The organism is Iodobacter fluviatilis (genome assembly GCF_004194535.1).
GTDB lineage: Bacteria > Pseudomonadota > Gammaproteobacteria > Burkholderiales > Chitinibacteraceae > Iodobacter > Iodobacter fluviatilis_A.
Map to the genome: position 1 here is coordinate 3,202,767 of NZ_CP025781.1, position 21,953 is coordinate 3,224,719.

Consider the following 21,953-nt stretch of genomic DNA (forward strand, 5'->3'; position numbering starts at 1 on the left):
GCTAATCAAGGCAAAGTCAGGGCTGGGTCAATCACGTGCACCCGCTTTGGATTTCTTCCTGATTTGTTAACTAAAACTGCGTCGAAAATGCTGCTGGCGCTTCGTTGTTTAAGTGCGAATGGCGGCGAATCTTATTGTAAAAAATTTCAATATATTCAGTGACCTCTTTTTGAGCCACCTCTCCTGTTTTGTAGTTCCGGTGTTGTTCGTGTACTCATTTAATGGCTGCCTACTTCAAACAATGGTTATGGCGCAATGTGCGGCATTAATTGAAATACAAAAAAAACGGTATTAAATACCCTGAGGATCAAGCTGCTCGATCATGGGCATGGTCATTTCAGTTATGCGCTCAAAGGTGACCGCACGAATCTTACTGGTGCCATAAATGACCATACAGCCCCCAATCATCGTAGCTAACAAATGAATGAGTTCATTAATTACTGTGGTGTCGGCGGTAGGATATCTAAGTCCAACTAAATATGCAGATTTGTTGATCATTGCATCATAAAAGTCATCAACGACCTGGCAAATCTGCTCATCATGCAGTGCCATTACCCATAATTCGCGAAAGATTCGTATTGTCTCTACTTTGATCGCATCAACCATCATCCATCGCACCAGCCCTTTCAATCCCTCTGCATAAAACTCCCCCTCTAGTGATAGGGATTCTTCAAAATGAATAAGGTATTTCTCCAGAATCTTTGCTACTAGTGCCTTAATCAGCTCGTTTTTACTGGGAAAGTGATAAGTCAGGTTGCCAGGGGAAATCCCTGCTGCTTCTGCAACCCGGCGAGTTGTAAATTTGGCATTTCCACATGTGACAAGCACCTGCTGTGCGCATTCAAGAATATGGGTAACTGTGGCTTGTGATGTGCCATTCTTTACGAATGGAGTAATTTTTGTCTGTGGTCTAGATTTTTTTGGTACCGACATAACGGGTATCGCCTTTTGATTTTGTATTTTTTATGCATTGACCAAATTAGTTCTTTTGTACTAAATTGGCAATAAATAGTTCAATAGTACTAATTTTAACGCTTGGTCGTTTATTTTCCTAGTAGCCTGTCGGACTTAAGCGATCGTAGCGAGGGAAAGACCGGTTTGAGACAGATTTCGTGGGTTTTTGAGGCGAATAGCTGGCTATTCAACGAGAAAATGCGTGAAATATGGCCAAATACGGCTTTTCCGTAGTAGATCAGTCTTAAGTCCGACAGGCTGCTAGACTTTAAAGTACATCGATTAATCCCTAACCAGCTCATTTAGGCAGCTGGTTCCTAGTTAATAAATATCTGCTTTTAAGGATGAATTCCATGAAAATAAAAACGTTATCAATCTTTCTGTCGATGGCTCTAATGGGTGGAGTAAGTGCGGTTTCTAATGCTTCAGGGGCGGCGGAGCTGCAGAAACAGACCCAAATGCAATGCAGGGTAAGCACTTTGATGCGAAAGGCAAGATGCCTTCTCAATACACTAAAGAACTGATCAAAGGGCAGCGCAGCAGCCTGCCATTTGAAGATACCCGTGATTTTGAAGAATCAAAAAAAGGTTTTATTGCTGCTCCGCCTTATAGGGAAATCATGGCGGATGCCGGCCATGTAGCCTGGAACATGGGCAGTTACGATTATTTGCTGCAAGGTAAAGACTTTGACAGCATCCACCCATCTTTGCAGCGACAAGCTATTTTAAATATGGGCTACGGTCTGTATGAAGTCGTACCAGGGAAGGTGTATCAGGTACGTGGTTTTGATCTGGCGAATATGACCATTATTAAAGGTGATACCGGCTGGATTTTATTTGACGTATTAACGGCCAAAGAAACAGCTCGTTCAGCTCTAGCCTTTGTAAATGAAAAACTGGGTCAGCGGCCGGTCGTTGCTGTGGTTTACTCGCATTCACATGGTGATCACTTCGGTGGCGCACGTGGTGTAGTGGATGAAAAAGATGTGATCAGCGGCAAAGTACAAATTATTGCACCGGAAGGCTTTATGAAGCATGCTATTTCTGAAAATGTGTACGCTGGTAATGCCATGAGCCGCCGCCTGATGCTGACCTATGGCACACTTTTACCACGTAGCCCGTTTGGCCATGTTGATCAGGCCATTGGTAAGAATGTAGCCGCTGGTGATTTGGGCTTGATTCCGCCTACCCGCACAGTAAGCAAAGATATTGAAGAAATCACCATTGACGGCGTGCAAATGGTTTTTCAAAACACACCGGGTACCGAAGCACCTTCAGAAATGAATACCTACTTCCCGCAGTTTAAAGCCTTTTGGGCTGCGGAAAATATCACCGGCACCGTACACAATATTTACACTCTGCGTGGTGCTTTGGTGCGGGATGCACTGGCATGGTCCAAAAATATTAATAATGCCTTGTATTTATTTGGCGATAAAACTGATGTGATGTTTGCTTCGCACAGCTGGCCGCGCTGGGGCAATGACCGTGTGCAAGAAGTGATGCGCACTCAGCGTGATATTTATGCCAACCTGAATAATGAAGTGTTAAATCAGGCCAATAAAGGCGTAACCATTAATGAAATTCATAATGTATATAAGCCGCCTAAATCGCTGCAAAATCAGTGGGCAGCGCATTCTTACCATGGCTCCGAAGAACACAATAGCCGCGCAGTACTCAACCGCTACCTTGGATATTGGGATGCCAATCCGGCGACTTTAGTGCCTTTATCCCCACGTGATTCTGCTCCTTTATACGTAGAGATGATGGGGGGAAGTAAAAAAATCATGGCTAAAGCCAAGACGCTACATAATCAGGGCAAGTATCTGGAAGCGGTAGAAATTTTGAATAAGCTGACACTGGCAGAGCCAAAAAATACTGCAGCTAAAGATCAGCTGGCCGATGCTTACGAGCAGCTGGGTTATCAAAAAGAAAGTGTAGCCTTAAGAAACAGCTTCCTAGCCGGAGCGTATGAGCTGCGAAATGGTATTCCGGAAGGGGCATCACCTAGCTCTACCAGCCCAGATATGGCCCGTGCAATGTCTACAGATCTGCTGCTGGATTACATGGCTATCACGATGAATAGCAAGAAAGCAGATGGTATGAAATTTAAGATCAACATCAACACCCCAGATATTGGTGAGAAATATGTGTTGGAAATGAGTAACGCCACACTCACCAATATCAAAGGTTTTAATGCTAAAGATGCTGATCTGACTATCACACTGAATCGCAGCGACCTGGAAACCATTATTTCCGGAAAAGCCACTTTTGATGACCTCACAAAAGCCGGCAAAGCGAAGCTGGCTGGCGATGCAGGCGTGCTGAAGCAATTAATGAGCACACAGGAAAAATTTGACCCTCGCTTTGAGGTTTTGCCGGGGACTAAAAAGGCCAAATAAAGCAGCTGGCTGATTTAAGTGAAATGAGTACGCAACCGCCGTTCTCAGCCCTGGCTGGAGCGGCGGTTTTAATTTAATGCGCAGGCAAACCCTCGCAATCAGGAGCTGTTTGATGAAACCCCAATTATTAGTGTTGCATCTGCCGAGCATTTAGGCAAAAAAATGGGCTACATCGTAGTCGCCCATTGAATTTAACTTAGCGTGTCAGCCCTTTTATTTAGCGCAATTAAGCCTCCCAAAAAACAATCAATCCTCACGCCATTTCAGCTTATCGTGCAGACTGACCACTTCACCAATGATAATCAAAGCTGGCGGCTTAATACCACGTTCGGACGCACGCTGCGGCAGGCTGCTTAAAGTACCTATTACCACGCGCTGCTTAGCCAGCGTGGCGTTTTCTACCATGGCAGCAGGGGTGTCTGGATTTCTGCCATGCTTAATTAATTGCTGACAAATTTTTTCTAGCTGCGCCACGCCCATATAGACCACCACCGTTTCAGTGGGGTTAACCAAACGCGGCCAATCGAGCTCTACTTCGCCATCACGACGATGGCCGGTAACAAAAGTCACCGATTGCGCATAATCCCTGTGCGTAAGCGGAATACCGGCATAACACGATGCACCCGCTGCCGAGGTAATACCAGGGACCACTTCAAAAGCAATACCAGCGGCGGCTAGCTCTTCAATTTCTTCCCCACCACGACCAAAAATAAATGGATCGCCGCCTTTTAAGCGCAAAACTTTTTTCCCTTGCAAGGCATAGCGCACTAAGAGTTGATTAATTTCTTGTTGTGGCACAGCATGATTGTTGGATTTTTTCCCCACATAGACCCGCTCGGCATCACGGCGAACCATCTCTAAAATAGGTAAAGACACTAGATTATCGTACAGCACCGCATCGGCTTGCTGCATCAAGCGTAAGGCTCTAAATGTGAGTAAATCAGGATTGCCCGGCCCGCAACCCACTAAATACACAGCCCCTTGTAAGGGGGCATCGGCATCGGCTTTAATCGAATCGCTTAATGCCTGACGCGCAGCAGCATGTTTGCCTGCAAACACCATATCGGGAATCGGCCCTGCGAGAGTTTTTTCCCAAAATTGCTTACGGGCATCGGTGCTTACTAGGGTTGCTTTTACTTCATCCCGAAAATCTGCCGCCATCTGTGCTAAATCACCATAACCGTGTGGGATGAGGGCTTCCAGCTGGGTGCGCAATTGCCGCGCCAGTACCGGCACACCACCCGAGGTAGAAATGGCAATCACCAGTGGCGATCGATCCACAATAGCTGGCGTAATAAAACGGCAGCTAGCTGGATCATCCACCGCATTCACCAAAATACCGCGCGCTTCACAAGCTTCAAAAACCTGACGATTCACTTCCTCACTATCCGTTGCAGCAATGACGAGCCTTACATTTTGTAGCTGTGCCTCACAAAAACTTGCGGCTAAATAAATAAGCTTGCCAGCCTCGGCGGCACTCGCTAGCTCCTCACAGAGCTGAGGGGCTACCACCATGATTTTCCCCCCCGCAGCGGCCAGTAAGCGGATTTTGCGTGCAGCCACATCGCCACCGCCAATAATCAAGCAATTTTGTTCATGTAAATTTAAAAAAAGTGGGAAGTAATTCATACTGAAGCAACCTTTGTAACCTTAAATTTAACTTGGCTGTAGTTTGAGCTAGACTTTCTAAGTATTTGCAAAATCACATTCAGCTATAGATATGATCTAAATCAAATATAGAAAGTCACCTCTCATGTTTACTAAGATCAAGGCTGCATGCCGTCTGCATTTTATTTACTACCTAGGAGTTATCTATGAAAAAAGCCATCTTCTTGTTAAGCCTATTTTTCGTAAGCAGTGCCCATGCCATTGCACCCGCAGATTTAGCCAAGGCAAAAAACTGCTTCGCCTGTCATGCAACAGATAAAAAACTCATTGGCCCATCTTATAAGGACGTGGCCGCTAAATATAAAGGCGACGCCAGTGCCGTAGGAAAGCTAGCTGATAAAATCAAGAAAGGTGGCAGCGGCGCTTGGGGCACAATGCCTATGCCGCCCAATGCAGTCAGTGAAGCTGAAGCGAAAGATTTAGCTAAATGGGTATTAAGTATTAAGTAATACCCATATTATGCACAACGACGCATGTTCACGAAAAACACTAAATGCACGAAAAAATCGACAAAAGGCCTCGTACCTGATCGATTTATGTTTCGTCTGGGTATTGAGTTTGCTTTACATTCTAAGGGATTGGTTTAGCGTTTGATTGTTTAAATACAACAAAACTTGCTTGAAAAGTAGCACCTACCCATGTTTTTTGTGTATTTCGTGGACGATGTGTTTTGTGATGTAGCAGGGCAACATCGAGTCTTTGGAAAAAAATCATGCCCGTATATTCATATGTCAGCGGCAAGATCAAATAGAATAATGGGTAATTTACCTGCTACTGTATATCAATGGATCACGCTAGACTCCGGCATTCTGAGCATCCTCGCTCATTTAAGCCCTCGTTATGAGTTTATCTAGACGGGGGGCATTTTTTTTTGCTTTATGTAACCAAGCAAAAAAAAATGACTATATTTAATTTATTTAACGAGATTGCTCCATGCGTATCATTTTGATTCCCCTCCTTTTATTTCCCCTCTTGGCTCAAGCTGCAGTATTAAGCCCTAGCGCTACCATAAACACTGTCACTGCGCAGCGCATGCTAACCCAGCGCATTGTGAAAGCCTATTGTCAGCAAGGTCGAGGAATTAACAGCAATGCTGCAAAGTTACAAATTAACTCATCTATTACCCAGTTTTCTACCCAGTTAAGTAATCTTTTTGAAAGTGTAACAGCGCCAGAAAACATTGAAGCTTTAAAAAAACAAGAAACGCAGTGGCAAAACATGCGTACTTTAGCTCTCACTCCACCCAAGCTAGAAACAGCCAAGCAGCTAAATGATATTGCCGAAGCGATGCTATACGACGCCGGCGAGCTGGTAAAGCGTTTAGACGTAAGCATGGGCAAGCCACAGGGTAAGTTGATTCGCATTGCGGGCCGTCAGCGTACGCTTAGCCAACGCCTAGCTAAAACAGCTTGTTTAGAAAGCTGGGGTAATCAAAACCCTGCGCTAAAACAGCAGCAGGCTCAGGCACAAAAAGAATTTTCAGCGAACTTAGTCACGTTAAAAGCAGCCCCCCAAAATTCACGTCCGATAATTGAACAGCTCGATCTGGCGGAAATGCAATGGGTTTTTTTAGAAAGCGCACTTAGCGGGCTAGATGGTCATGCAGATAAAAACATCGCCAGCACTAGCGAGCGTTTATTAGAAGTCATGGATAAAATTACTAATCAGTACGAAAAATTGGGGAACTAGCATCTGCGATCTGGCCCTCAAAACTTAGAGGGTTTGGTGCTAGCCCAAAGGCTTAGCTGCGTTTTAAACGACAGCTAAGCCGAGATGGCTAAGGTACTTTTGGGATAATCATTTTGCCCATAATGCTCAGCCAGTTTTTGTGCGTTTGGGCTACGTTTGGCGATTTCTATTTGGGCGGCTTGCGCCATTGACGCAGCCTTGGCCGCAATAGCCCGATCTGCCGAGCTAGGATCCGCAGGGGCTAAAGCGGCTGCTTGAATAATTCTGGCTTTGCTCAGCGTTTCTTCGGGCGTCCTGCCTGGGCCAACATCAATCTTTACTTCTCCGCCCACCGCATATTGCTTGCCATCTGGCCCTGTTTCCATCGAGTAGATTGCACCACTAGTGGCCAAGCCCCCCGCTGCACTAAGGTGCGCCTGCTCATGTTGACGCACCATCCTATCCTGCTTAGCCAGTTTTTCTATTACTGCTAGCTCCGCATCACTTAAGGGCTCCCTATTAGGTTTAGTTTGCACGTTGGCCGTTTTAGTTTTATCAGCAGTCTCCCCCTTTGCCGCCAAGGCTTGCTCCTTGGGCGGAAGTGGTTCGTGATAAAAAGAAGAGGAAACCCTGCCAAGACCAATCATGACTTGTCAATAAATTATGTAATTTATATAAATTATACCCTGTTCAAATCGAAAGAAAATCAACCGCTCATCAGTCTATCCTTGTGTTTTTATAAAAATTTATGTGTTCAAATATGAGTATATTAAGGTGAAATTGATATGCTCATTCATGCCTTCCTTATTCAAACGCCACACATGCCTTTTGCTGCTAACGTCTGTTATGCAGCTAAGTTATCCGTCTGCACCAGCTGGCCAAATTGCTCGTATGGCGTAAGAGCCAGCAGCGCTGCCGCAAATAAAAATCGTATCTGGATATTCTCTTTATACCCAAACTGATGATTCAAACTTTCATGATTCTTTATCAAAAAAGAGCTTTGAGCGCATTTTATGCAAGATCTAGTAAAACACGCATCTCTTCAGCTCATAAATATCGCTAACATTTGATATTCTAAATTATTATATAAATCAAATTTAAAATTCTTTTAAATGTTTAAATTATCCGGCATGATGTATTCATTACGGCTTATTACCAAATTCTGAATCTTAAATATAGATTCACATAAGTTTTCCTGATTATGTCTCTTTGCTCCGGAACCCTTGATTTAGTGTCCTGTACGGCATTGCTAACTTCAGACGATTTAATGGGTTTTGAAGTGGGGTGCCCTTATTCCACACGCACCTTACTCAAGCCGGATCATGTGCGTGCAGAAGCGTGGCTGAGCAAGAGACATAATCAGGTTCCTTTTTAATATAAAACCTCATAAGAAAATAAATCATGAAATGTCCCCTATTACTAGCTCTGATCCTTACAATAATTGCTGGGCCAGCCTTGGCTGATAAGCTTGACGACATCAAAAAAGCGGGTGTATTGCGAGTAGCTGCTTTTGATAGCAACCCGCCTTTTGGCTTTGTAAACGAAACCAGCCGCCAGCTGGTGGGCTTTGATGTGGAAATCGCTCAGGCAATTGCTAAAAAGCTGGGGGTAAAGCTGGAGCTGCTGGCAACGAATCCGGCCAATCGCATTCCTTTACTCGCTGCAAATAAAGTGGATTTGGTGGCGGCTAACTTTACAGTTACCGAAGAGCGCCGTAAGCAGGTTGAATTCAGCACACCATACTTTGCCACTGGGCAAAAGTTTATCGCCAGAAAAGGCGTGCTTAAGGCTCCGGCTGATATTGCCAAGCTGCTGGCATTGCTGGCCAATGCGCCGGATAAAACCAAATACGAGATTTCCCCTTTTGCATTGACGCGTGAATATCAGGCCATTGGTATCGCGCGTGGCGAAGAGCGCCTGAGCAAAGAGGTGAACGACGCCTTGCTGGAGCTAGAGAAATCGGGTCAGGCGAAAAAGATTTACGATCACTGGTTTGGCCCAAAAAGCCGCGCAGCCTTGCCGCGTGATTTTAAAATTGGTGACAAAGTTTAAAGTGATTCACCCTCTCTGCTTTGCTGCTACTCAAAGAGCTGTTGAGGAACAAGTTTTTGTGTAGGTGTAGTAAGGGCCGTGTGAGTGTGGATGTAGTTGTTGTACCGCACAAACGCAGCTTGTTTTAGACATTGTTTTATCTCCTGGTATCGACATTCTCGATTTTTAGCGCAAGGGTTCGCCCTTGCGCATTTTTTTATTGGAGTAAGGGAAATGAATCCCCCCGCATGGCTGGGCAATGGCTGGCTGGATTGGCCGCATATTCTGACGCTGGGCCAAGGCTTGCTGATTACCTTATTACTCTCTGTGGCCGTGATTTTCACCGGCACTATTGCTGGTGTGCTGCTGGGTATTGCCCGCCATCAATCACGCAGCCGGATTTTGGCACTGCCACATCATCTGATCCGCAATATCCCGCTGCTGGTGCAAGTGCTGTTTTGGTATTTTGCCGTGGGCTCCTTGCTGCCCGAGGAGTGGATGTTCTGGCTCAATAGCCCGCATGTGCTTTGGCAGGCAGGGGATATTTTTCTTGGCCTGCCGTCGTTTGAGTTTATGGCCGCGTGGGTGGCCTTATCGCTCTACGCCATGGCGTTTATTGCCGAAGATATCCGCTCTGGCATGAATGCCGTGGGCCAGGGCCAATGGAATGCGGGCCGAGCCTTGGGGCTGCGCCCTCTAGATGTTTTGCGCTGGGTGATTTGGCCGCAGGCGATTAAAACCGCATGGCCGCCGCTGTTAGGGCAATGGCTGAACACCATTAAAAACACCTCGCTCACCATGGCCATCGGCGTGATGGAGCTCTCTTATCGATCACGCCAGATCGACGCTCAAACCCTGCTGACATTTCAATCTTTTGCAGTAGCCAGCGTGTTTTATGTGCTGCTGATTGTGCTGGTGCAACGTACATTGGCAGGCCCCGTGGCCAAACCCCTGCGGAGGTGGGTATGAATACCGCGGTGATTAGCAATAATCTGCTGTTCTTTTTTGTCGGCGCTTGGCCCAACGGCCCACTGGGCGGCATCGCCCTTACCCTGATTTTGGCATCCAGCGCCGCCATCCTCGCCAGTATTTTAGGGCTGGTCTGGGGCATTAGCCTCACGCTAAGCCAAGGCTGGCTGCGGCGAATTTTGCTGGCAGTCTGCGAGCTGCTGCGCGCTATTCCGGTTTTGCTGCTGATTTTTTGGTGCTACTTCTTACTGCCGATTGCCTTTGGCATTGACATCCCCGGCGTGCTCACCGTGATTGCCGCACTGTCACTGGTGTCTGGCGCATATCTCGCCTACACCGTGCAATCGGGCATCCGCGCCGTGCCGGATGGCCAGTGGGAAGCCGCTCACGCCAGCGGCCTAAATCGCTATCAAGTCCTGCGCCTCGTCATCCTGCCGCAAGCTCTGCGTATTGTGCAGCCATCCTTTGTGAATCAGTGGGTGGTGCTGGTGAAAGACACCTCGCTTGCTTATATAGTTGGCGTGGCTGAATTTACCTTCGTCGCCAGCCAGGTCAACAGCCGTGAGCAAGTCTACCCGCTGGAAGTCTTCGGCTTTATTGCACTGGTGTACCTGCTGCTCTGCACCGCCGTGCAATGGTTGGGGAAGCGGGTACTGGCTGGGCGTGTAGTGGCTTAGCTATGCCAAGATGCAGAAGCAGGTCATTTGATTTCACAAGATAAATATGCATCTTAGATAAGTGATTTTTGCACCATAATTCTGGCATTACCCACGGGCAAAACAGCTGATGTTTTGCCCGTTTCCTTTTGTAATATCCCCTGCCTTAGCTCAAAGCCTCTCATGGCAGCTTCCAGCAAATTCTTCCGCTACCCCTCATTCTTCCACTTCGTAGTGGAAATTAAACAGGTACAAAGTGCCTCCCATATTGCTTACGATGAGTGATCGAATTAATCACAGCTAGCTATGACAGGCTTGGGAGCAAACATGGGTGAAGTTGTAGAAGTAAGGGAGGTAGAGATTCAGGCTTTGGCAGAGCGGGTGCTGGGGCAAATTACTGAGCTGCTGGAGGTGGAAAACAAATACCTCAGCGAAGTGCAGCAAATGAAGATGGATGCTCATATCAAGGCGATGGCTCGGCGCTCTTTGACGGGTGAGGGCTTACCTGATTTTGATGACGATTTATTCGACGAGATTTCAGCCCCTGCGATGCGGCTATCCGAAATGGTGACGGCAATGTTTGGCAATTTATCAAACAAGGAAGCGCTGCTGTTATCGATTCATTTTGAATTGGCAAAGAATAAATAATATCCCTCTTTGTAATGAGCTTTTCTTAAAAAGGAATTGAAATGACTCAAATTACCGTAGTAATTGGCGATCGTTTAGGCAAAGGCCAAAAAGTAGGCGCTGGCGTTGAATTAGCAGCGGGGCGTGCGGTGGTGATTCCGGGTGTGGCTGCGGATATGAAGCTGGGCGATGTGATGAAGGCTGAAAACGCGCAGCTGGGTATTTCATTTTGCGGCAGCGGCGGGGCGGGGGCGATTACTGCTCAGACCAAGCATGGCTATAAGGCGAAATATGGTATGCGCTCGGTTGAAGAAGGCATTACTGCGATTGAAGAAGGCTACGTCGTCCTAGGCTTTGGCTTTATGGATAAGGAAGAGCTGGGCCAGCGCTTGGTTGTGGCTTACCAGAAAAAGTACGGCAATTAAATGAAAGAACACTTCCAGAGCAAGGTGATTGTGAGCGGCATGGGGGATAGCAAAGCTAAGGCTTTTGCCGATGCGCTCTCCCAAGTGCAGCGCGCCGTGATGGCAGGTAGCCAAAAGGTGTTGCTACGCATCGAGCCACAAGATGTGGTGGTGCTAAAGGCAGAGGAGGCACAAAGAAAGGAGCGATTTTTATTCTTGTTTCTGCCGCGTATTCGCTCGCATTACAAAGTGCAGCTGGAAGTGGTTGTGAGTGTGACGGCGATTGATACCGATCAGGTGTCTTTTACTGCTCATCCATCCAAGTCTTAAAAAGGTAGCCGTATGTTGCTGATGATATTAATGAAGTCGCTAGTGATTGGTGGCTTGGTTGGTTTTGCTGTTGGGGCGGGGGCGGCGCGGATGTTTCATGCGCCAACGGCACAGGGGATAGGCGCGTTTCGTACCTTAGGCGAGCTTAATTCGTGTGAAGGCGATGCGGCTTCGCATTTCTCCTTTGGCTTGGGCTTCTTTTTTAATGCCTGGGCGTCTTCCGTGGCGGCAGGGGCGTTTACCCAAGATGTGGATCACCGTGTGATTCCGCATTGGGGCGCTGCGGCGCTAATGAGCAAAAATCCCAACCTGGCCGAAACGCTGCACAACCCTAGAAAAATGGCGCTGGCCTGTGGCTTGATCGGCATGGTGGTGGTGGCGTTTTTAAATACCACCGCCTCGGCTGTGCCACCTTCTTTGCAAGTCACCGCGGTTAAAGTTTTGGTGCCTGCGGCCAATATGCTGGTCAATATCATCATGCCGGTGATTTTTTGGCTGGCGGCGATTGAAGCAGGTAAACGCTCAGGCTTTTGGGGGACGATTTTTGGTGGCTTAGCGCAGCTGATTATGGGCAATGCCGTACCGGGCCTGGTGCTGGGTATCTTGATTGGCAAAGGCGTTGATGATGGTGGCTGGAACAGAATCACCAAATCGATGATGTTTAGCGTGGTGATGTTATTTGTATTAAGCGCCTTCTTCCGTGGCTTTGATTTGAAAATGATTGAATCCTTCCATTTAGCCATACCGGCTTGGTATGAATTGATCCACTCCACATTGAAGCCTTAAGGAGACGAAAATGACGGAACTCACTAAAGAAGAAGTACAGGGTAATTTCTGGTTCGCCGATTGGAGCTTTCCTTTCTTTGTAGGCTTGCTGTCCGCTGGGGTGTTTGCCGGAACGCATATGTATTACGTCTACGGCATAGGCGCATTCAATGAAGTGGCTTTTGTCTCGATGCTGCGTGCGGGAATGGATACCGGCGTGTATGGCGCGGTGGCGGCCTTTGGTGCGAGCTTTTTGTTTGCACGGATTATCGAAGGTGCGCTGGTCGGTATTTTAGATATCGGCGGCGCGATTATGACCGGCGTGGGCCTGGGCATTCCCGCCATGTTTTTGGGCGCAGGCGTGACGTATCCACTGGATAACTTCTTTGCCGCGCTCGCCACAGGCATGGTGATTGGCTGCGCCATCGGCGGAATTATTATCTTGGCACGTAAGTTTACGGTGAATCAATCTAACTCAACCTTTGGTGCCGACGTGATGATGGGCGCGGGTAATTCATCGGGGCGTTTTCTAGGCCCCCTGATCATCATCACCGCAATTGCCGCATCAATCCCCATTGGCGTGGGCTCATTAATCGGCGCTTTAGCCTTCTACCTCTGGGGCAAACCCATTACCGGCGGCGCAATTTTAGGCGCGATGTTATTTGGTTCGGTGTTTCCGGTGGCAATTGTTTGATTTACTGATTTGATGCCGGAAAACCCAAATCTTGAACCACGGAGGCCACAGAGAACACGGAGTTTCACGGAGAAAAACAGCTTATTAATTACATATTTCCTAATAGGCTTTTGAATATTTCCAGCTCCAATGCTCTGGATTTCTATCGCTGATCATGGCACGGGGCTTAAATCCCCCCTTGAAGCACGCCGAAGCGAGGAATAAGCGGGTCGGGGTTTCGGAAAAGGGGTAGCGAGGCAGCGAGCGAGCAGCCTTTTTCGCCGAGCCGATTATCCGCAGTGAGGGGCCTTCGTGCTGGTCGGGGCGGCCTTCTTTGGCTTCGTTTCTTGGCCGATCAAGAAAGGAAGGCCCCGCGGTGGCTACCGCTCCAAAATTAACGTGCCGAAGGCACTAAAAAGACCTTGTTGACTTGGCTGAGCACTGCAGACCTTGGCTTATTGGATACGTATACGCAGCAAAAAAAGGAATCCCATGTTTGATTTAATCATCCGTCGTGCCGTGAGCCCCACAGACGATGCCATCTTTGATATTGCGATGAAGGACGGCAAAATTGCGGCCATTGGCCAGATCAATGCCCAAGCTCGTCAAACTATGGATTTAAAAGGTCAGTTTTATGCCAGCGCAGGCTGGATTGACGGCCATGTGCATTGCTATTCGGCCTCGCCTATTTATAACGATCAGCCCGATTTAGTCGGCATCGCGGGCGGTGTAACCACGGTGGTGGATGCGGGTAGTTGTGGTGCTAATGATATTGCGCATTTTTATCAGCTGGCGCAGGCATGCCAGACTGAAGTGCGGGCTTTATTGAATATTTCTCGCATCGGTTTGGTTACTCAGCACGAGTTAGCCGATCTGGCCGATATTGATGAGGCCGCCGCCAGCCAAGCAATTGGCCAATTCCCTGAGTTTATCGTTGGCTTAAAAGCACGTTTAAGTGCAAGCGTGGTGGGTGGCAATGGGATTATCCCTTTGCAAATGGCCAAAGCCATTCAGCAAAAACATCGCCATCTGCCGCTGATGGTGCATGTGGGCAATACCCCGCCCGATTTGGATGATATTGCCGATCTACTCGATCAGGGCGATATTTTAACCCACTGCTATAACGGCAAACCCAATCGCATTTTGAATGCCGAAGGCGTGCTGCGGCCCAGTATTTATCGGGCGATTCAGCGTGGTGTTTGCCTTGATGTGGGCCACGGCGGTGCGAGCTTTAGTTTTGCTGTGGCAAGGCAAGCGATTGCTCAGGGTATTTTACCTAACACAATTAGCTCGGATATTTATTGCCGCAACCGCATCGCTGGCCCGGTTTATGGCTTAGCCCCTGTGATGGCCAAGTTTCTGTCCTTGGGCATGAGCCTCGCGCAAGTCATCCCTTGTGTTACTAGCCACGCCGCTAAGGCGCTGAATCTGGCTGGCAAAGGCCAGCTGGCTGTTGGCTTTGATGCCGATATCTCGATTTTTTCCCTGGATAAAACGCCCAATACTCAGCGCGATTGTGAGGGTGAATCGCTTATTTCTGATCACCACCTCAGGCCTTTGGCTGCGATTGTCGCAGGGAAGGTGTTTTTGACTGAAGAAGGAAAAAAAGATCATGTCTTCGATTTATAAAAAGTACCAACTTAAGCCGGTGATTAACGCTTCTGGGCGGATGACCATCCTTGGTGTTTCTACCCCGCAGCCTGAAGTAGTAGAGGCCGTTAACCTGGGGCTGAATCATTATTTCGAGATGCAGGATTTAGTTGATAAAACAGGTGCTTATATTGCGGGTTTGCTGGGCGTAGAAAGCGCGGTGGTGGTGTCTTGCGCATCCGCCGGAATCGCCCAAGCTGTGGCCGCTGTGATTATTAAAGACGATGCAGATTTGCTGCTGAATCTGCATGCCAAGCCTATTCATGGCCCTTGCGAAATTGTGCTGGCAAAAGGTCATAACGTGAATTACGGCGCGCCGGTGGCGACAATGGTGGCGCTGGGTGGTGGCAAAGTGGTGGAAGCGGGTTGGGCTAATGAGTGCTCGGCTGAGGAATTGGCGGCAGTGATTACGCCCAATACCGCAGCGATTTTATATATTAAATCGCACCATACCGTGCAAAAAAGCATGTTGAGCGTGGCAGAAGCCGTGGCTGTGGCTAAAAGCCATGGTGTGCCTTTGATTGTGGACGCAGCCGCCGAAGAAGATTTGCGTCTTTATTATCAGCTGGGTGCGGATTTGGTGATTTACAGCGGTGCAAAAGCCATTGAAGGCCCGTCCAGCGGCTTGGTGCTGGGCCGTGAGCAGTATGTAGCTTGGGTTAAAAAGCAGGGCAAAGGTATAGGCCGCGCGATGAAGGTCGGCAAAGAAGGCATCTTGGGCCTGACTTGTGCCATTGAAACTTATCTATTACGTGAGAAAGAAAGCGGCGAGCAAATGGTTGCCAAAATGCGGCCTTTTATTGCGGCGCTTAACGAGATTCATGGCGTGAGCGCCAAAGTGGTTTGGGATGGCGCAGGGCGCGATATTGCCCGTACAGAAATAGCCTTTGATCAGGCCGCTTTGGGCCGCAGCGCTGTCGAGATGGTGGCCGCACTTAAAGGGGGCCCCATCGCTATTTATTTCCGTGAATACAAAGCCAATGAAGGCAAGGTCGAGGTGGATGTGCGCAGCGTAAGCGATAGTCAGCTCACTACGATCAGCGAGCAGATTCAGCAATTGTTAAAGGAAAAATTACTATGAAATTAAGCCAATTAAGCCCAAATTTTTATCGTGATCGGGTGTGTTTAAATGTTTTAGGCGGCACTAAGCAAAATGCCGTGGATATTTATCAGGCCGCAGAGGGCGCTGTGGTGGTGGGGCTGCTTTCTAAAAACTACCCCGATGTAGCCAGTGCCGTTGAAGATATGCGGGCCTATGCCCAATTGATTGAGAATGCAATTTCTGTGGGTTTAGGGGCAGGCGATCCTCGACAATCGGCGATGGTGAATGAGATCAGCCGCCAGATTCAGCCGCAGCATATCAACCAAGTGTTCACCGGCGTCGGCCCCGCCCGTGCCCTAGTTGGCCAAGATAACACGGTGGTGAATGGTTTGATTTCACCGACTGGCCAGGTTGGCATGGTAAAAATCTCCACCGGCATTTTAAGCAGCCAACAGGCAGATGGGATTGTGCCGGTTGCCACCGCTATTGCCATGCTGAAAGATATGGGCGGTAATTCGGTGAAATATTTCTCAATGGATGGCCTGAAATACCGCGATGAATATATCGCCGTAGCTCAAGCCTGCGCGGCCAATGATTTTTGGCTAGAGCCGACAGGTGGGATTGATCTGCAAAACTTTGAAGAAATCCTCAGCATTGCGCTGGACGCAGGAGTGACAAAAATCATCCCCCATATCTATAGTTCGATTATCGACAAAGCCAGCGGCAATACTCGCCCAGAAGACGTGGCAACGTTGTTGGCGATGGTGAAGGCAAAGCTGGGGTAGGCGGCTGCATTCGTAGGGCGGGTGAAACCCGCGGGTTTTCTATCAAGGCTCGCGGGTATGCTAGGGTCTGTTGACGTTTCATTCACAATTGCGCTGAGCCGGAAAACGGCCAAGCACAAGGCATGTGACGAAGGCAATAACGGGTTATTGTCGAGGAGCATAACGCAGTGAATGGCCATTTTCCGGCACAGCCCTTCGGGTTTAGCCCACTTTTGGGGCTGCACTGCGTTAAAAATCGCTCATGGTACTCGTACCATGTCGCCATTTTCTCCTTGTTCAGCCCCAAAACTGGGCCAAACGCAGGCGTGAATGAAACGTCAACAGACCCTAGGCAAAATCAAAAAGATTTTTTTAGTGCCTTCGGCACGTTTATTTTGGTGCGGGCGTCCCGCTGGACCTTCCTTTCTTGCGTGGCCAAGAAACGAAGCCAAAGAAGGCCACCCCACGAAACACGAATGCCCCTTCGCTGCGGACAATCGAGTCGGCGGCGGGCGGGATTGGCTCGCTGCCTCGCTCCCTTGCGGAAATCCCGCCCCGCTTGTTCCTCGCTACGGCGTGTTTCAAGGGGACTTTAAAGCCCTATGCAGAGAGCGTGGTTATTGTGTTTTTTTGCTGTTTGCTACTAAAACCAGACGGCTTAGCGCACATGGGCTGCAACCCGCCGATTTTTCAGCATCGCTCGCGGGGTCCCGCCCTACATATTCTGCATGGCATTGGGGCTATTTATTTTTGCTGATCTGGTGAGTCCCCGTAATCTGAAGATCTGGCGTTCTTGTTCGCTTCGCGCTGCTTCAGGCGATTTTGATTGATCGATTTATTTCAGCGGGCGTGTTCTTGTAATGAAGAGGCACTCCTTGCAGGGCTTAAGTCATTATGGTTCGTTTCCCTTATAAGCGTTTGGCTTTGCTTTATCGTACTTTGCAGGCAGAAACGCTGCCGCAGGATGAGCTGGCGCGCCGGTTTTCGGTGTCTACGCGCACGGTGCGTACCGATATTGCGGCACTGAATGAAACTTTACTTGAGCATGGCGCGCAATTTATTTTGCAGCGGGGTGAAGGCTATGTGCTCAGTATTCAGAATGAGGAGCGCTTTGCTCAGCTGACTTTAAGCCAACAATCGAGCAAAGCGCTGCCGCGTACCGCAGGCGAGCGGGTTCAGTATTTATTAATGAGTTTTCTGACTTCAGCCTATGCGTTTAAATTGCAAGACCTTGCGGACTCCTGGTATGTGAACCGCGCGGTACTGCAAATCGATATGGCCGAGGTGCGCAGCCATCTTGCCCAATATCAATTGCGCATCGAAACTCGGCCGCATTACGGTATGAAGTTGATAGGCAGAGAATCGGCGATTCGGGTGTGCTTAAGTGATTTACTCTGCCAACTGCGCCGTGAAGAAGCCAGCCATCCGCTGCTAGCAAGCGATCCAGATTTGGCTAGTACATCGATAAATTTTGTGAGCACTTTGACGCGTTTACTTGCGCATAGCACGGTACGCTTAAGTGATGATGGCTTTCACTTTATTAGCCAATATTGTGCCGTAGCGAGTAAAAGAATTAGCGATGGCTTCCCTATCGAAGAGCGAACGAAAGAAGAAGTCAGCCATGATATTGCGGCCATTGTTAGTGAGTTGGTGGCAGAGCTTAAGCAAATCACGCTCTGCGAATTATCGAGCGCTGAACAGCATTTTTTAGCGATCAATATCGCCGCGCGTAGCATACAAGGCATCATGCCCGATACGATTAATGCCGACGATGCCGAGGCCTTGGTCAGCTATATCCTGGATTATATCAACCGCCATTATCACTATGATTTGCGCCACGATAGCCGTCTGCGCTTGGATTTGCTCACCCACGTTAAAACCATGATCACGCGTTTGCGCTATCAAATTAATTTACCCAATCCCGTGCTAACCGATATTAAGCAACATTACGCTTTGGCTTACGATTTTACCCTAAGCGCTGTTTCTAGCTGGGCCAAGCACACGGCCTATCAAGTAAGTGAAAATGAAATTGGCTATTTGGTGCTGCATATTGGCGTGGGGTTGGAGCGGCACTATCAGATTGCCTTTGTCTGCCGCCCACAGGCCCTGCTGGTGTGCGATATGGGCAATTCGACTACGCGGATGATAGAGGCGATGTTGCAGCGCAAATTCCCGCAGGTATTGCTGAGCAAATCAATCTCGCAGCAAGATTATTACGCCTTGGATGGGGTAAGCGATGACTTTGTGATCTCTACTCAGCCGCTAGACAACAAGGGCAAGCCAGTGATTGTGCTATCGCCGTTTCCTACCGAGTTTCAGCTAGAGCAATTGGCTAAAACGGTAGAGATCAACCGCGCTCACCCCTATATGCTTGATCGCTATTTTGATGCCAAGCACTTTTTGCGCATTGATGAGCCCATCACCCAAGACGCACTCTTTCAGCGTCTATGCGCACAATTAGAGCAAGAAGGCATTGTGAACGAGGATTTCTACCCCTCAGTCACCGAGCGCGAGGCGATTTTATCCACGATTCAAGGCGATGGCATTGCCGTGCCACATTCCTTGGGCCTGCTCGCCAAGCGCTCCGTGGTCTATACCGTGCTCGCCCCGCAGGGCATTGCTTGGGGCGATGGCGCGGTGGCTTCGGTGATTTTCTTACTGGCGATTAGCAAGGAAGACTACGAAGAAGCGATGGCGATTTATGATTTATTTATCTCTTTAATTAGGGAGTGCGCCAGTGCCCGCTTGCTAGAGTGTGCAGATTTCGCTGAGTTTAAAGCGGCAGCGATTCGCTCTTTAAAGGCACATTAAGGACAATAACAAAGCTTGTTTCTGCGATTGCCCGTGTTTTTAGTTAGCAATTAACTACAAAGTGCTTCAAACATAATTGATTAGGAAAATGGTTTTTCCATCGAGCGCTACCGGTAATAGTGCAGGTGCTCCTGTGTTGATCTGGCCGAGCAATTTGCCATTGGCGGTATAGATGTATTTGCTGTCTGGCGTGCTGGCCAAATCCGGCTTTTCCGTAGTAGATCAGTCTTAAGTCCGACAGGCTGCTAGTCTTGTTCTTACTTATCATGATTTTTTGAGGCTGATGATCTACGGCTAATCGTGAATTGACAGCCTGCGCAAGCTTCACTAAATTAGCGCAGCTACGCGGCATTGGCCGGTTTAGGCCGGAATCTTCCGCTGCAATGACAAGAGAGGCTGCACCTGGCTTATGGCTTGCTTTAGCAAGCTGCAAGTGGCGCAGCGCCGAAGGGGAATCGCCCAGAAAACGCTCAGGCAAAAGAACTGTCATGGTTTGGTTTGAGTGGGGGATGGTAGGAATCAGCTCAAAACTGAATCACAGCACTCTGGGGAGCAGGCTTAAGTGCCTCGCCGAAGAAGCATGGGCGATACGTCGCGCCGCAATCTCTCAGGCAAACGGACAGAGGGGCATCGCTCAGCCAGCGCTGTGTGGGCTCCCTTATTAACGCTTGTTATCGCCCGCTTAACTCAGCTGTCCTTCCCATTTTAGATGCATAAATAGCGGTGATGTGCTGAATGATTGAGCCAGTCAGACTGTTACCTCAGATTGAACGATAAGCGCTTACTCGGCTCAAACTTAAAAATACACTTATAAACCGTTACCTTGCCCGCGCTCCTCGTCAGTGAGAGTCCCATATTGAAATGGGGCTGGGCAAGAACCACTAGAGATACTCAAAATGGCAATTAGCGTTTTCGATTTATTTAAAATTGGCCTTGGGCCATCCAGCTCGCACACGGTAGGCCCGATGCGGGCTGCGCGTACTTTTGCTCGCCGCTTAGAGAAAGATGGCCTTCTTGAAAAAGTTGCCAAAGTAAAGAGCGAGTTATTTGGCTCCTTAGGGGCCACCGGTAAGGGGCACGGCTCGGATATTGCTGTTTTATTAGGCCTGCAAGGCGAATCCCCCCGTCTTGTGGATACCGATAAGGTTGACGAGATGGTAGCCGCGATCCGCGAAGGCCGTAAGCTCAATTTGCTGGGCAAGCAGAGTATTGCCTTTATTGAAGCCGAACATCTCATCTTACATAAGCGTAAAACCCTGCCTTTTCACCCCAATGGAATGACTTTTGAAGCTTTTGATGTGGCGGGCGAAAGCCTTTCTAAGCGGGCTTATTACTCGGTAGGTGGTGGGTTTGTGGTGGATGAAGCCGCGGTGGATGCTGGCTTTAACCCGCCGGGCGTAACGGAGCTAAAGCACCCATTTAAGAGCGGTGCAGAGCTGTTGGCGCTGTGTGAGCGCCACGGCAAAACCATCAGTCAGATCATGTTAGAGAACGAGCTGGCTTGGCGCACCGAAGACGAAATTCGCGCTGGTTTGCTAGAAATATGGTCGGTGATGCAAGCCTGTGTTAAACGCGGCTGCGAGCATGAGGGCATTTTACCTGGCGGATTAAAGGTAAAACGCCGTGCTGCTGATATGTACCAAAAGCTACTGGCTTCGCCTGAAGCCGCGTTGCGTGATCCGCTCACCGTGCTCGACTGGGTGAATTTATACGCGCTGGCGGTCAATGAAGAAAACGCGGGTGGTGGCCGTGTGGTGACGGCTCCAACCAATGGTGCCGCTGGGATTATCCCCGCCGTTATGCATTACTACGCCCGCTTTACGCCAAATCCAACGGATGACGGCATTGTGCGATTCTTTCTCACGGCGGGGGCGATTGGTATTTTGTTTAAGCTCAATGCGTCGATCTCTGGTGCAGAAGTTGGTTGTCAAGGCGAAGTAGGCTCGGCCTGTTCCATGGCGGCAGGTGCATTGGCAGAAGTGCTAGGTGGCACGCCCGAGCAAGTCGAAAATGCGGCAGAGATTGGTATGGAGCACAATCTGGGCCTCACGTGCGACCCCGTGGGTGGCTTGGTGCAAGTGCCGTGTATCGAGCGCAATGCAATGGCGTCGATCAAGGCCATTAACGCCGCCCGCATGGCGTTGCGCGGTGACGGCCAGCACTTTGTATCGCTCGATCGAGTCATCAAAACCATGCGCGACACCGGCCGCGATATGAATACCAAATACAAAGAAACCGCTCGTGGTGGCTTAGCGATTAATATGATCGAATTGCCAGTGAATATTGTGGAGTGCTGATCGATGTGATTAGGGTCTGTAAATCGTTTTGTTGTTTTGTTTTGCGGAGTCTGGTGGCGGTGCCACTTATAGGGTCACAGATTAAAGTGAGTGCTTAGCAAACAACATCAGCGACAAAAGTCATTAAAAGGGACACAGCTAGCTGTGTCCCTTTTGCATATACATTACAGTTGGCGATAGGATGGAGTGGCTCTGGTTTAACCAAAGCCCATTGGCAAGCAGGGTGTTGGCCCTGTAGCGTGTGGC

19 protein-coding genes, 1 pseudogene and 2 riboswitches are annotated in these 21,953 nt (G+C 48.8%); of the genes and pseudogenes, 16 read left to right on the forward strand and 4 right to left on the reverse strand.

Translation table 11 applies throughout. The features are described from left to right. Positions 1–70: 70 nt before the first annotated feature. Together C1H71_RS21985 and C1H71_RS14225 are read right to left on the reverse strand one after the other, a co-directional pair. A pseudogene (locus tag C1H71_RS21985) lies at positions 71–193 on the reverse strand (IS3 family transposase); the annotation flags it as partial. A 98-nt stretch (positions 194–291) separates the two neighbouring features. Further along, on the reverse strand, positions 292–933 hold the full coding sequence (locus tag C1H71_RS14225) for a TetR/AcrR family transcriptional regulator (RefSeq protein ID WP_130107132.1): 642 nt from the start codon (positions 931–933) through the stop codon (positions 292–294). Between the two features lie 517 nt (positions 934–1,450). Between C1H71_RS14225 and C1H71_RS14230 the strand changes: the two genes are divergently transcribed. Further along, positions 1,451–3,352: an alkyl/aryl-sulfatase gene (locus tag C1H71_RS14230; RefSeq protein ID WP_130108239.1), complete on the forward strand. Its 1,902-nt coding sequence runs from the start codon at positions 1,451–1,453 to the stop codon at positions 3,350–3,352. A gap of 246 nt (positions 3,353–3,598) precedes the next feature. Here the strand turns inward: C1H71_RS14230 and cysG are convergent, their stop codons facing one another. After that, positions 3,599–4,981, reverse strand: coding sequence for a siroheme synthase CysG (gene cysG / locus C1H71_RS14235; RefSeq protein WP_130107133.1), 1,383 nt, complete (start codon positions 4,979–4,981; stop codon positions 3,599–3,601). A gap of 185 nt (positions 4,982–5,166) precedes the next feature. Here cysG and C1H71_RS14240 point away from each other — a divergent pair, with 185 nt between their 5' ends. Then, complete coding sequence (locus tag C1H71_RS14240; RefSeq protein ID WP_130107134.1) at positions 5,167–5,469, forward strand: c-type cytochrome; 303 nt, start codon at positions 5,167–5,169, stop codon at positions 5,467–5,469. Between the two features lie 484 nt (positions 5,470–5,953). After that, the gene (locus C1H71_RS14245) at positions 5,954–6,709 is read left to right on the forward strand and encodes a type IV pili methyl-accepting chemotaxis transducer N-terminal domain-containing protein (protein ID WP_130107135.1); all 756 of its coding nucleotides are present in this window, start codon (positions 5,954–5,956) and stop codon (positions 6,707–6,709) included. A 74-nt stretch (positions 6,710–6,783) separates the two neighbouring features. Here C1H71_RS14245 and C1H71_RS14250 read toward each other — a convergent pair whose 3' ends face one another. Continuing rightward, the gene (locus C1H71_RS14250) at positions 6,784–7,335 is read right to left on the reverse strand and encodes a putative metalloprotease CJM1_0395 family protein (RefSeq protein WP_130107136.1); all 552 of its coding nucleotides are present in this window, start codon (positions 7,333–7,335) and stop codon (positions 6,784–6,786) included. Positions 7,336–8,089: 754 nt separating this feature from the next. On the opposite strand from C1H71_RS14250, the gene C1H71_RS14255 reads away from it, so the two are divergent. From C1H71_RS14255 to C1H71_RS14315, 13 genes are all read left to right on the forward strand, one after another. Continuing rightward, positions 8,090–8,740 carry a transporter substrate-binding domain-containing protein gene (locus C1H71_RS14255; protein WP_130107137.1) on the forward strand — a complete coding sequence of 217 codons (651 nt, stop codon included), beginning with the start codon at positions 8,090–8,092 and terminating at the stop codon, positions 8,738–8,740. Positions 8,741–8,953: 213 nt separating this feature from the next. Then, entirely contained in the window at positions 8,954–9,688 is a 735-nt protein-coding gene (locus C1H71_RS14260; protein WP_130107138.1) for an amino acid ABC transporter permease, read from the forward strand. Beyond that, a complete protein-coding gene (locus tag C1H71_RS14265) occupies positions 9,685–10,365 on the forward strand; it encodes an amino acid ABC transporter permease (protein ID WP_130107139.1) in 681 nt (226 codons plus the stop codon). The genes C1H71_RS14260 and C1H71_RS14265 overlap by 4 nt, the downstream gene beginning before the upstream one ends. 306 nt (positions 10,366–10,671) lie before the next feature. After that, positions 10,672–10,992, forward strand: coding sequence for a glycine dehydrogenase (locus C1H71_RS14270; RefSeq protein ID WP_130107140.1), 321 nt, complete (start codon positions 10,672–10,674; stop codon positions 10,990–10,992). A 41-nt stretch (positions 10,993–11,033) separates the two neighbouring features. Then, positions 11,034–11,396 (forward strand): SFCGS family glycine-rich protein, encoded by a 363-nt coding sequence (locus C1H71_RS14275; protein ID WP_130107141.1) that lies wholly within the window; start codon positions 11,034–11,036, stop codon positions 11,394–11,396. Further along, on the forward strand, positions 11,397–11,705 hold the full coding sequence (locus C1H71_RS14280) for a DUF4312 family protein (protein WP_130107142.1): 309 nt from the start codon (positions 11,397–11,399) through the stop codon (positions 11,703–11,705). It abuts the gene before it with no gap. A 12-nt stretch (positions 11,706–11,717) separates the two neighbouring features. Beyond that, positions 11,718–12,491: a DUF4311 domain-containing protein gene (locus C1H71_RS14285; RefSeq protein WP_130107143.1), complete on the forward strand. Its 774-nt coding sequence runs from the start codon at positions 11,718–11,720 to the stop codon at positions 12,489–12,491. 10 nt (positions 12,492–12,501) lie between these two features. Beyond that, the gene (locus tag C1H71_RS14290) at positions 12,502–13,164 is read left to right on the forward strand and encodes a DUF4310 family protein (protein ID WP_130107144.1); all 663 of its coding nucleotides are present in this window, start codon (positions 12,502–12,504) and stop codon (positions 13,162–13,164) included. Between the two features lie 471 nt (positions 13,165–13,635). After that, a complete protein-coding gene (locus tag C1H71_RS14295; protein ID WP_130107145.1) occupies positions 13,636–14,772 on the forward strand; it encodes an amidohydrolase/deacetylase family metallohydrolase in 1,137 nt (378 codons plus the stop codon). Continuing rightward, a complete protein-coding gene (locus tag C1H71_RS14300) occupies positions 14,756–15,874 on the forward strand; it encodes a DgaE family pyridoxal phosphate-dependent ammonia lyase (RefSeq protein ID WP_130107146.1) in 1,119 nt (372 codons plus the stop codon). The genes C1H71_RS14295 and C1H71_RS14300 overlap by 17 nt, the downstream gene beginning before the upstream one ends. After that, the gene (gene dagF / locus C1H71_RS14305; RefSeq protein WP_130107147.1) at positions 15,871–16,620 is read left to right on the forward strand and encodes a 2-dehydro-3-deoxy-phosphogluconate aldolase; all 750 of its coding nucleotides are present in this window, start codon (positions 15,871–15,873) and stop codon (positions 16,618–16,620) included. The genes C1H71_RS14300 and dagF overlap by 4 nt, the downstream gene beginning before the upstream one ends. An 873-nt stretch (positions 16,621–17,493) precedes the next feature. Then, positions 17,494–19,410: a BglG family transcription antiterminator gene (locus C1H71_RS14310; RefSeq protein ID WP_130107148.1), complete on the forward strand. Its 1,917-nt coding sequence runs from the start codon at positions 17,494–17,496 to the stop codon at positions 19,408–19,410. Positions 19,411–19,787: 377 nt separating this feature from the next. Continuing rightward, positions 19,788–19,906, forward strand: a riboswitch (glycine riboswitch). 39 nt (positions 19,907–19,945) lie between these two features. Further along, a riboswitch (glycine riboswitch) is annotated at positions 19,946–20,043 on the forward strand. A 263-nt stretch (positions 20,044–20,306) separates the two neighbouring features. After that, on the forward strand, positions 20,307–21,707 hold the full coding sequence (locus C1H71_RS14315) for an L-serine ammonia-lyase (protein ID WP_130107149.1): 1,401 nt from the start codon (positions 20,307–20,309) through the stop codon (positions 21,705–21,707). The last annotated feature ends 246 nt before the right edge of the window (positions 21,708–21,953 follow it).

Bases quoted from the DNA above. Each gene is read 5' to 3' on its own strand.
- C1H71_RS14245 (WP_130107135.1), top strand. From the start codon at position 5,954: ATGCGTATCATTTTGATTCCCCTCCTTTTATTTCCCCTCTTGGCTCAA.
- C1H71_RS14285 (WP_130107143.1), top strand. From the start codon at position 11,718: ATGTTGCTGATGATATTAATGAAGTCGCTAGTGATTGGTGGCTTGGTT.
- C1H71_RS14300 (WP_130107146.1), top strand. From the start codon at position 14,756: ATGTCTTCGATTTATAAAAAGTACCAACTTAAGCCGGTGATTAACGCT.
- C1H71_RS14315 (WP_130107149.1), top strand. From the start codon at position 20,307: ATGGCAATTAGCGTTTTCGATTTATTTAAAATTGGCCTTGGGCCATCC.
- dagF (WP_130107147.1), top strand. From the start codon at position 15,871: ATGAAATTAAGCCAATTAAGCCCAAATTTTTATCGTGATCGGGTGTGT.
- C1H71_RS14275 (WP_130107141.1), top strand. From the start codon at position 11,034: ATGACTCAAATTACCGTAGTAATTGGCGATCGTTTAGGCAAAGGCCAA.
- C1H71_RS14290 (WP_130107144.1), top strand. From the start codon at position 12,502: ATGACGGAACTCACTAAAGAAGAAGTACAGGGTAATTTCTGGTTCGCC.
- C1H71_RS14255 (WP_130107137.1), top strand. From the start codon at position 8,090: ATGAAATGTCCCCTATTACTAGCTCTGATCCTTACAATAATTGCTGGG.
- C1H71_RS14295 (WP_130107145.1), top strand. From the start codon at position 13,636: ATGTTTGATTTAATCATCCGTCGTGCCGTGAGCCCCACAGACGATGCC.
- C1H71_RS14230 (WP_130108239.1), top strand. From the start codon at position 1,451: ATGCCTTCTCAATACACTAAAGAACTGATCAAAGGGCAGCGCAGCAGC.
- C1H71_RS14250 (WP_130107136.1), bottom strand. From the start codon at position 7,335: ATGATTGGTCTTGGCAGGGTTTCCTCTTCTTTTTATCACGAACCACTT.
- C1H71_RS14225 (WP_130107132.1), bottom strand. From the start codon at position 933: ATGTCGGTACCAAAAAAATCTAGACCACAGACAAAAATTACTCCATTC.
- C1H71_RS14270 (WP_130107140.1), top strand. From the start codon at position 10,672: ATGGGTGAAGTTGTAGAAGTAAGGGAGGTAGAGATTCAGGCTTTGGCA.
- C1H71_RS14240 (WP_130107134.1), top strand. From the start codon at position 5,167: ATGAAAAAAGCCATCTTCTTGTTAAGCCTATTTTTCGTAAGCAGTGCC.
- C1H71_RS14265 (WP_130107139.1), top strand. From the start codon at position 9,685: ATGAATACCGCGGTGATTAGCAATAATCTGCTGTTCTTTTTTGTCGGC.
- C1H71_RS14280 (WP_130107142.1), top strand. From the start codon at position 11,397: ATGAAAGAACACTTCCAGAGCAAGGTGATTGTGAGCGGCATGGGGGAT.
- C1H71_RS14260 (WP_130107138.1), top strand. From the start codon at position 8,954: ATGAATCCCCCCGCATGGCTGGGCAATGGCTGGCTGGATTGGCCGCAT.
- cysG (WP_130107133.1), bottom strand. From the start codon at position 4,981: ATGAATTACTTCCCACTTTTTTTAAATTTACATGAACAAAATTGCTTG.
- C1H71_RS14310 (WP_130107148.1), top strand. From the start codon at position 17,494: ATGGTTCGTTTCCCTTATAAGCGTTTGGCTTTGCTTTATCGTACTTTG.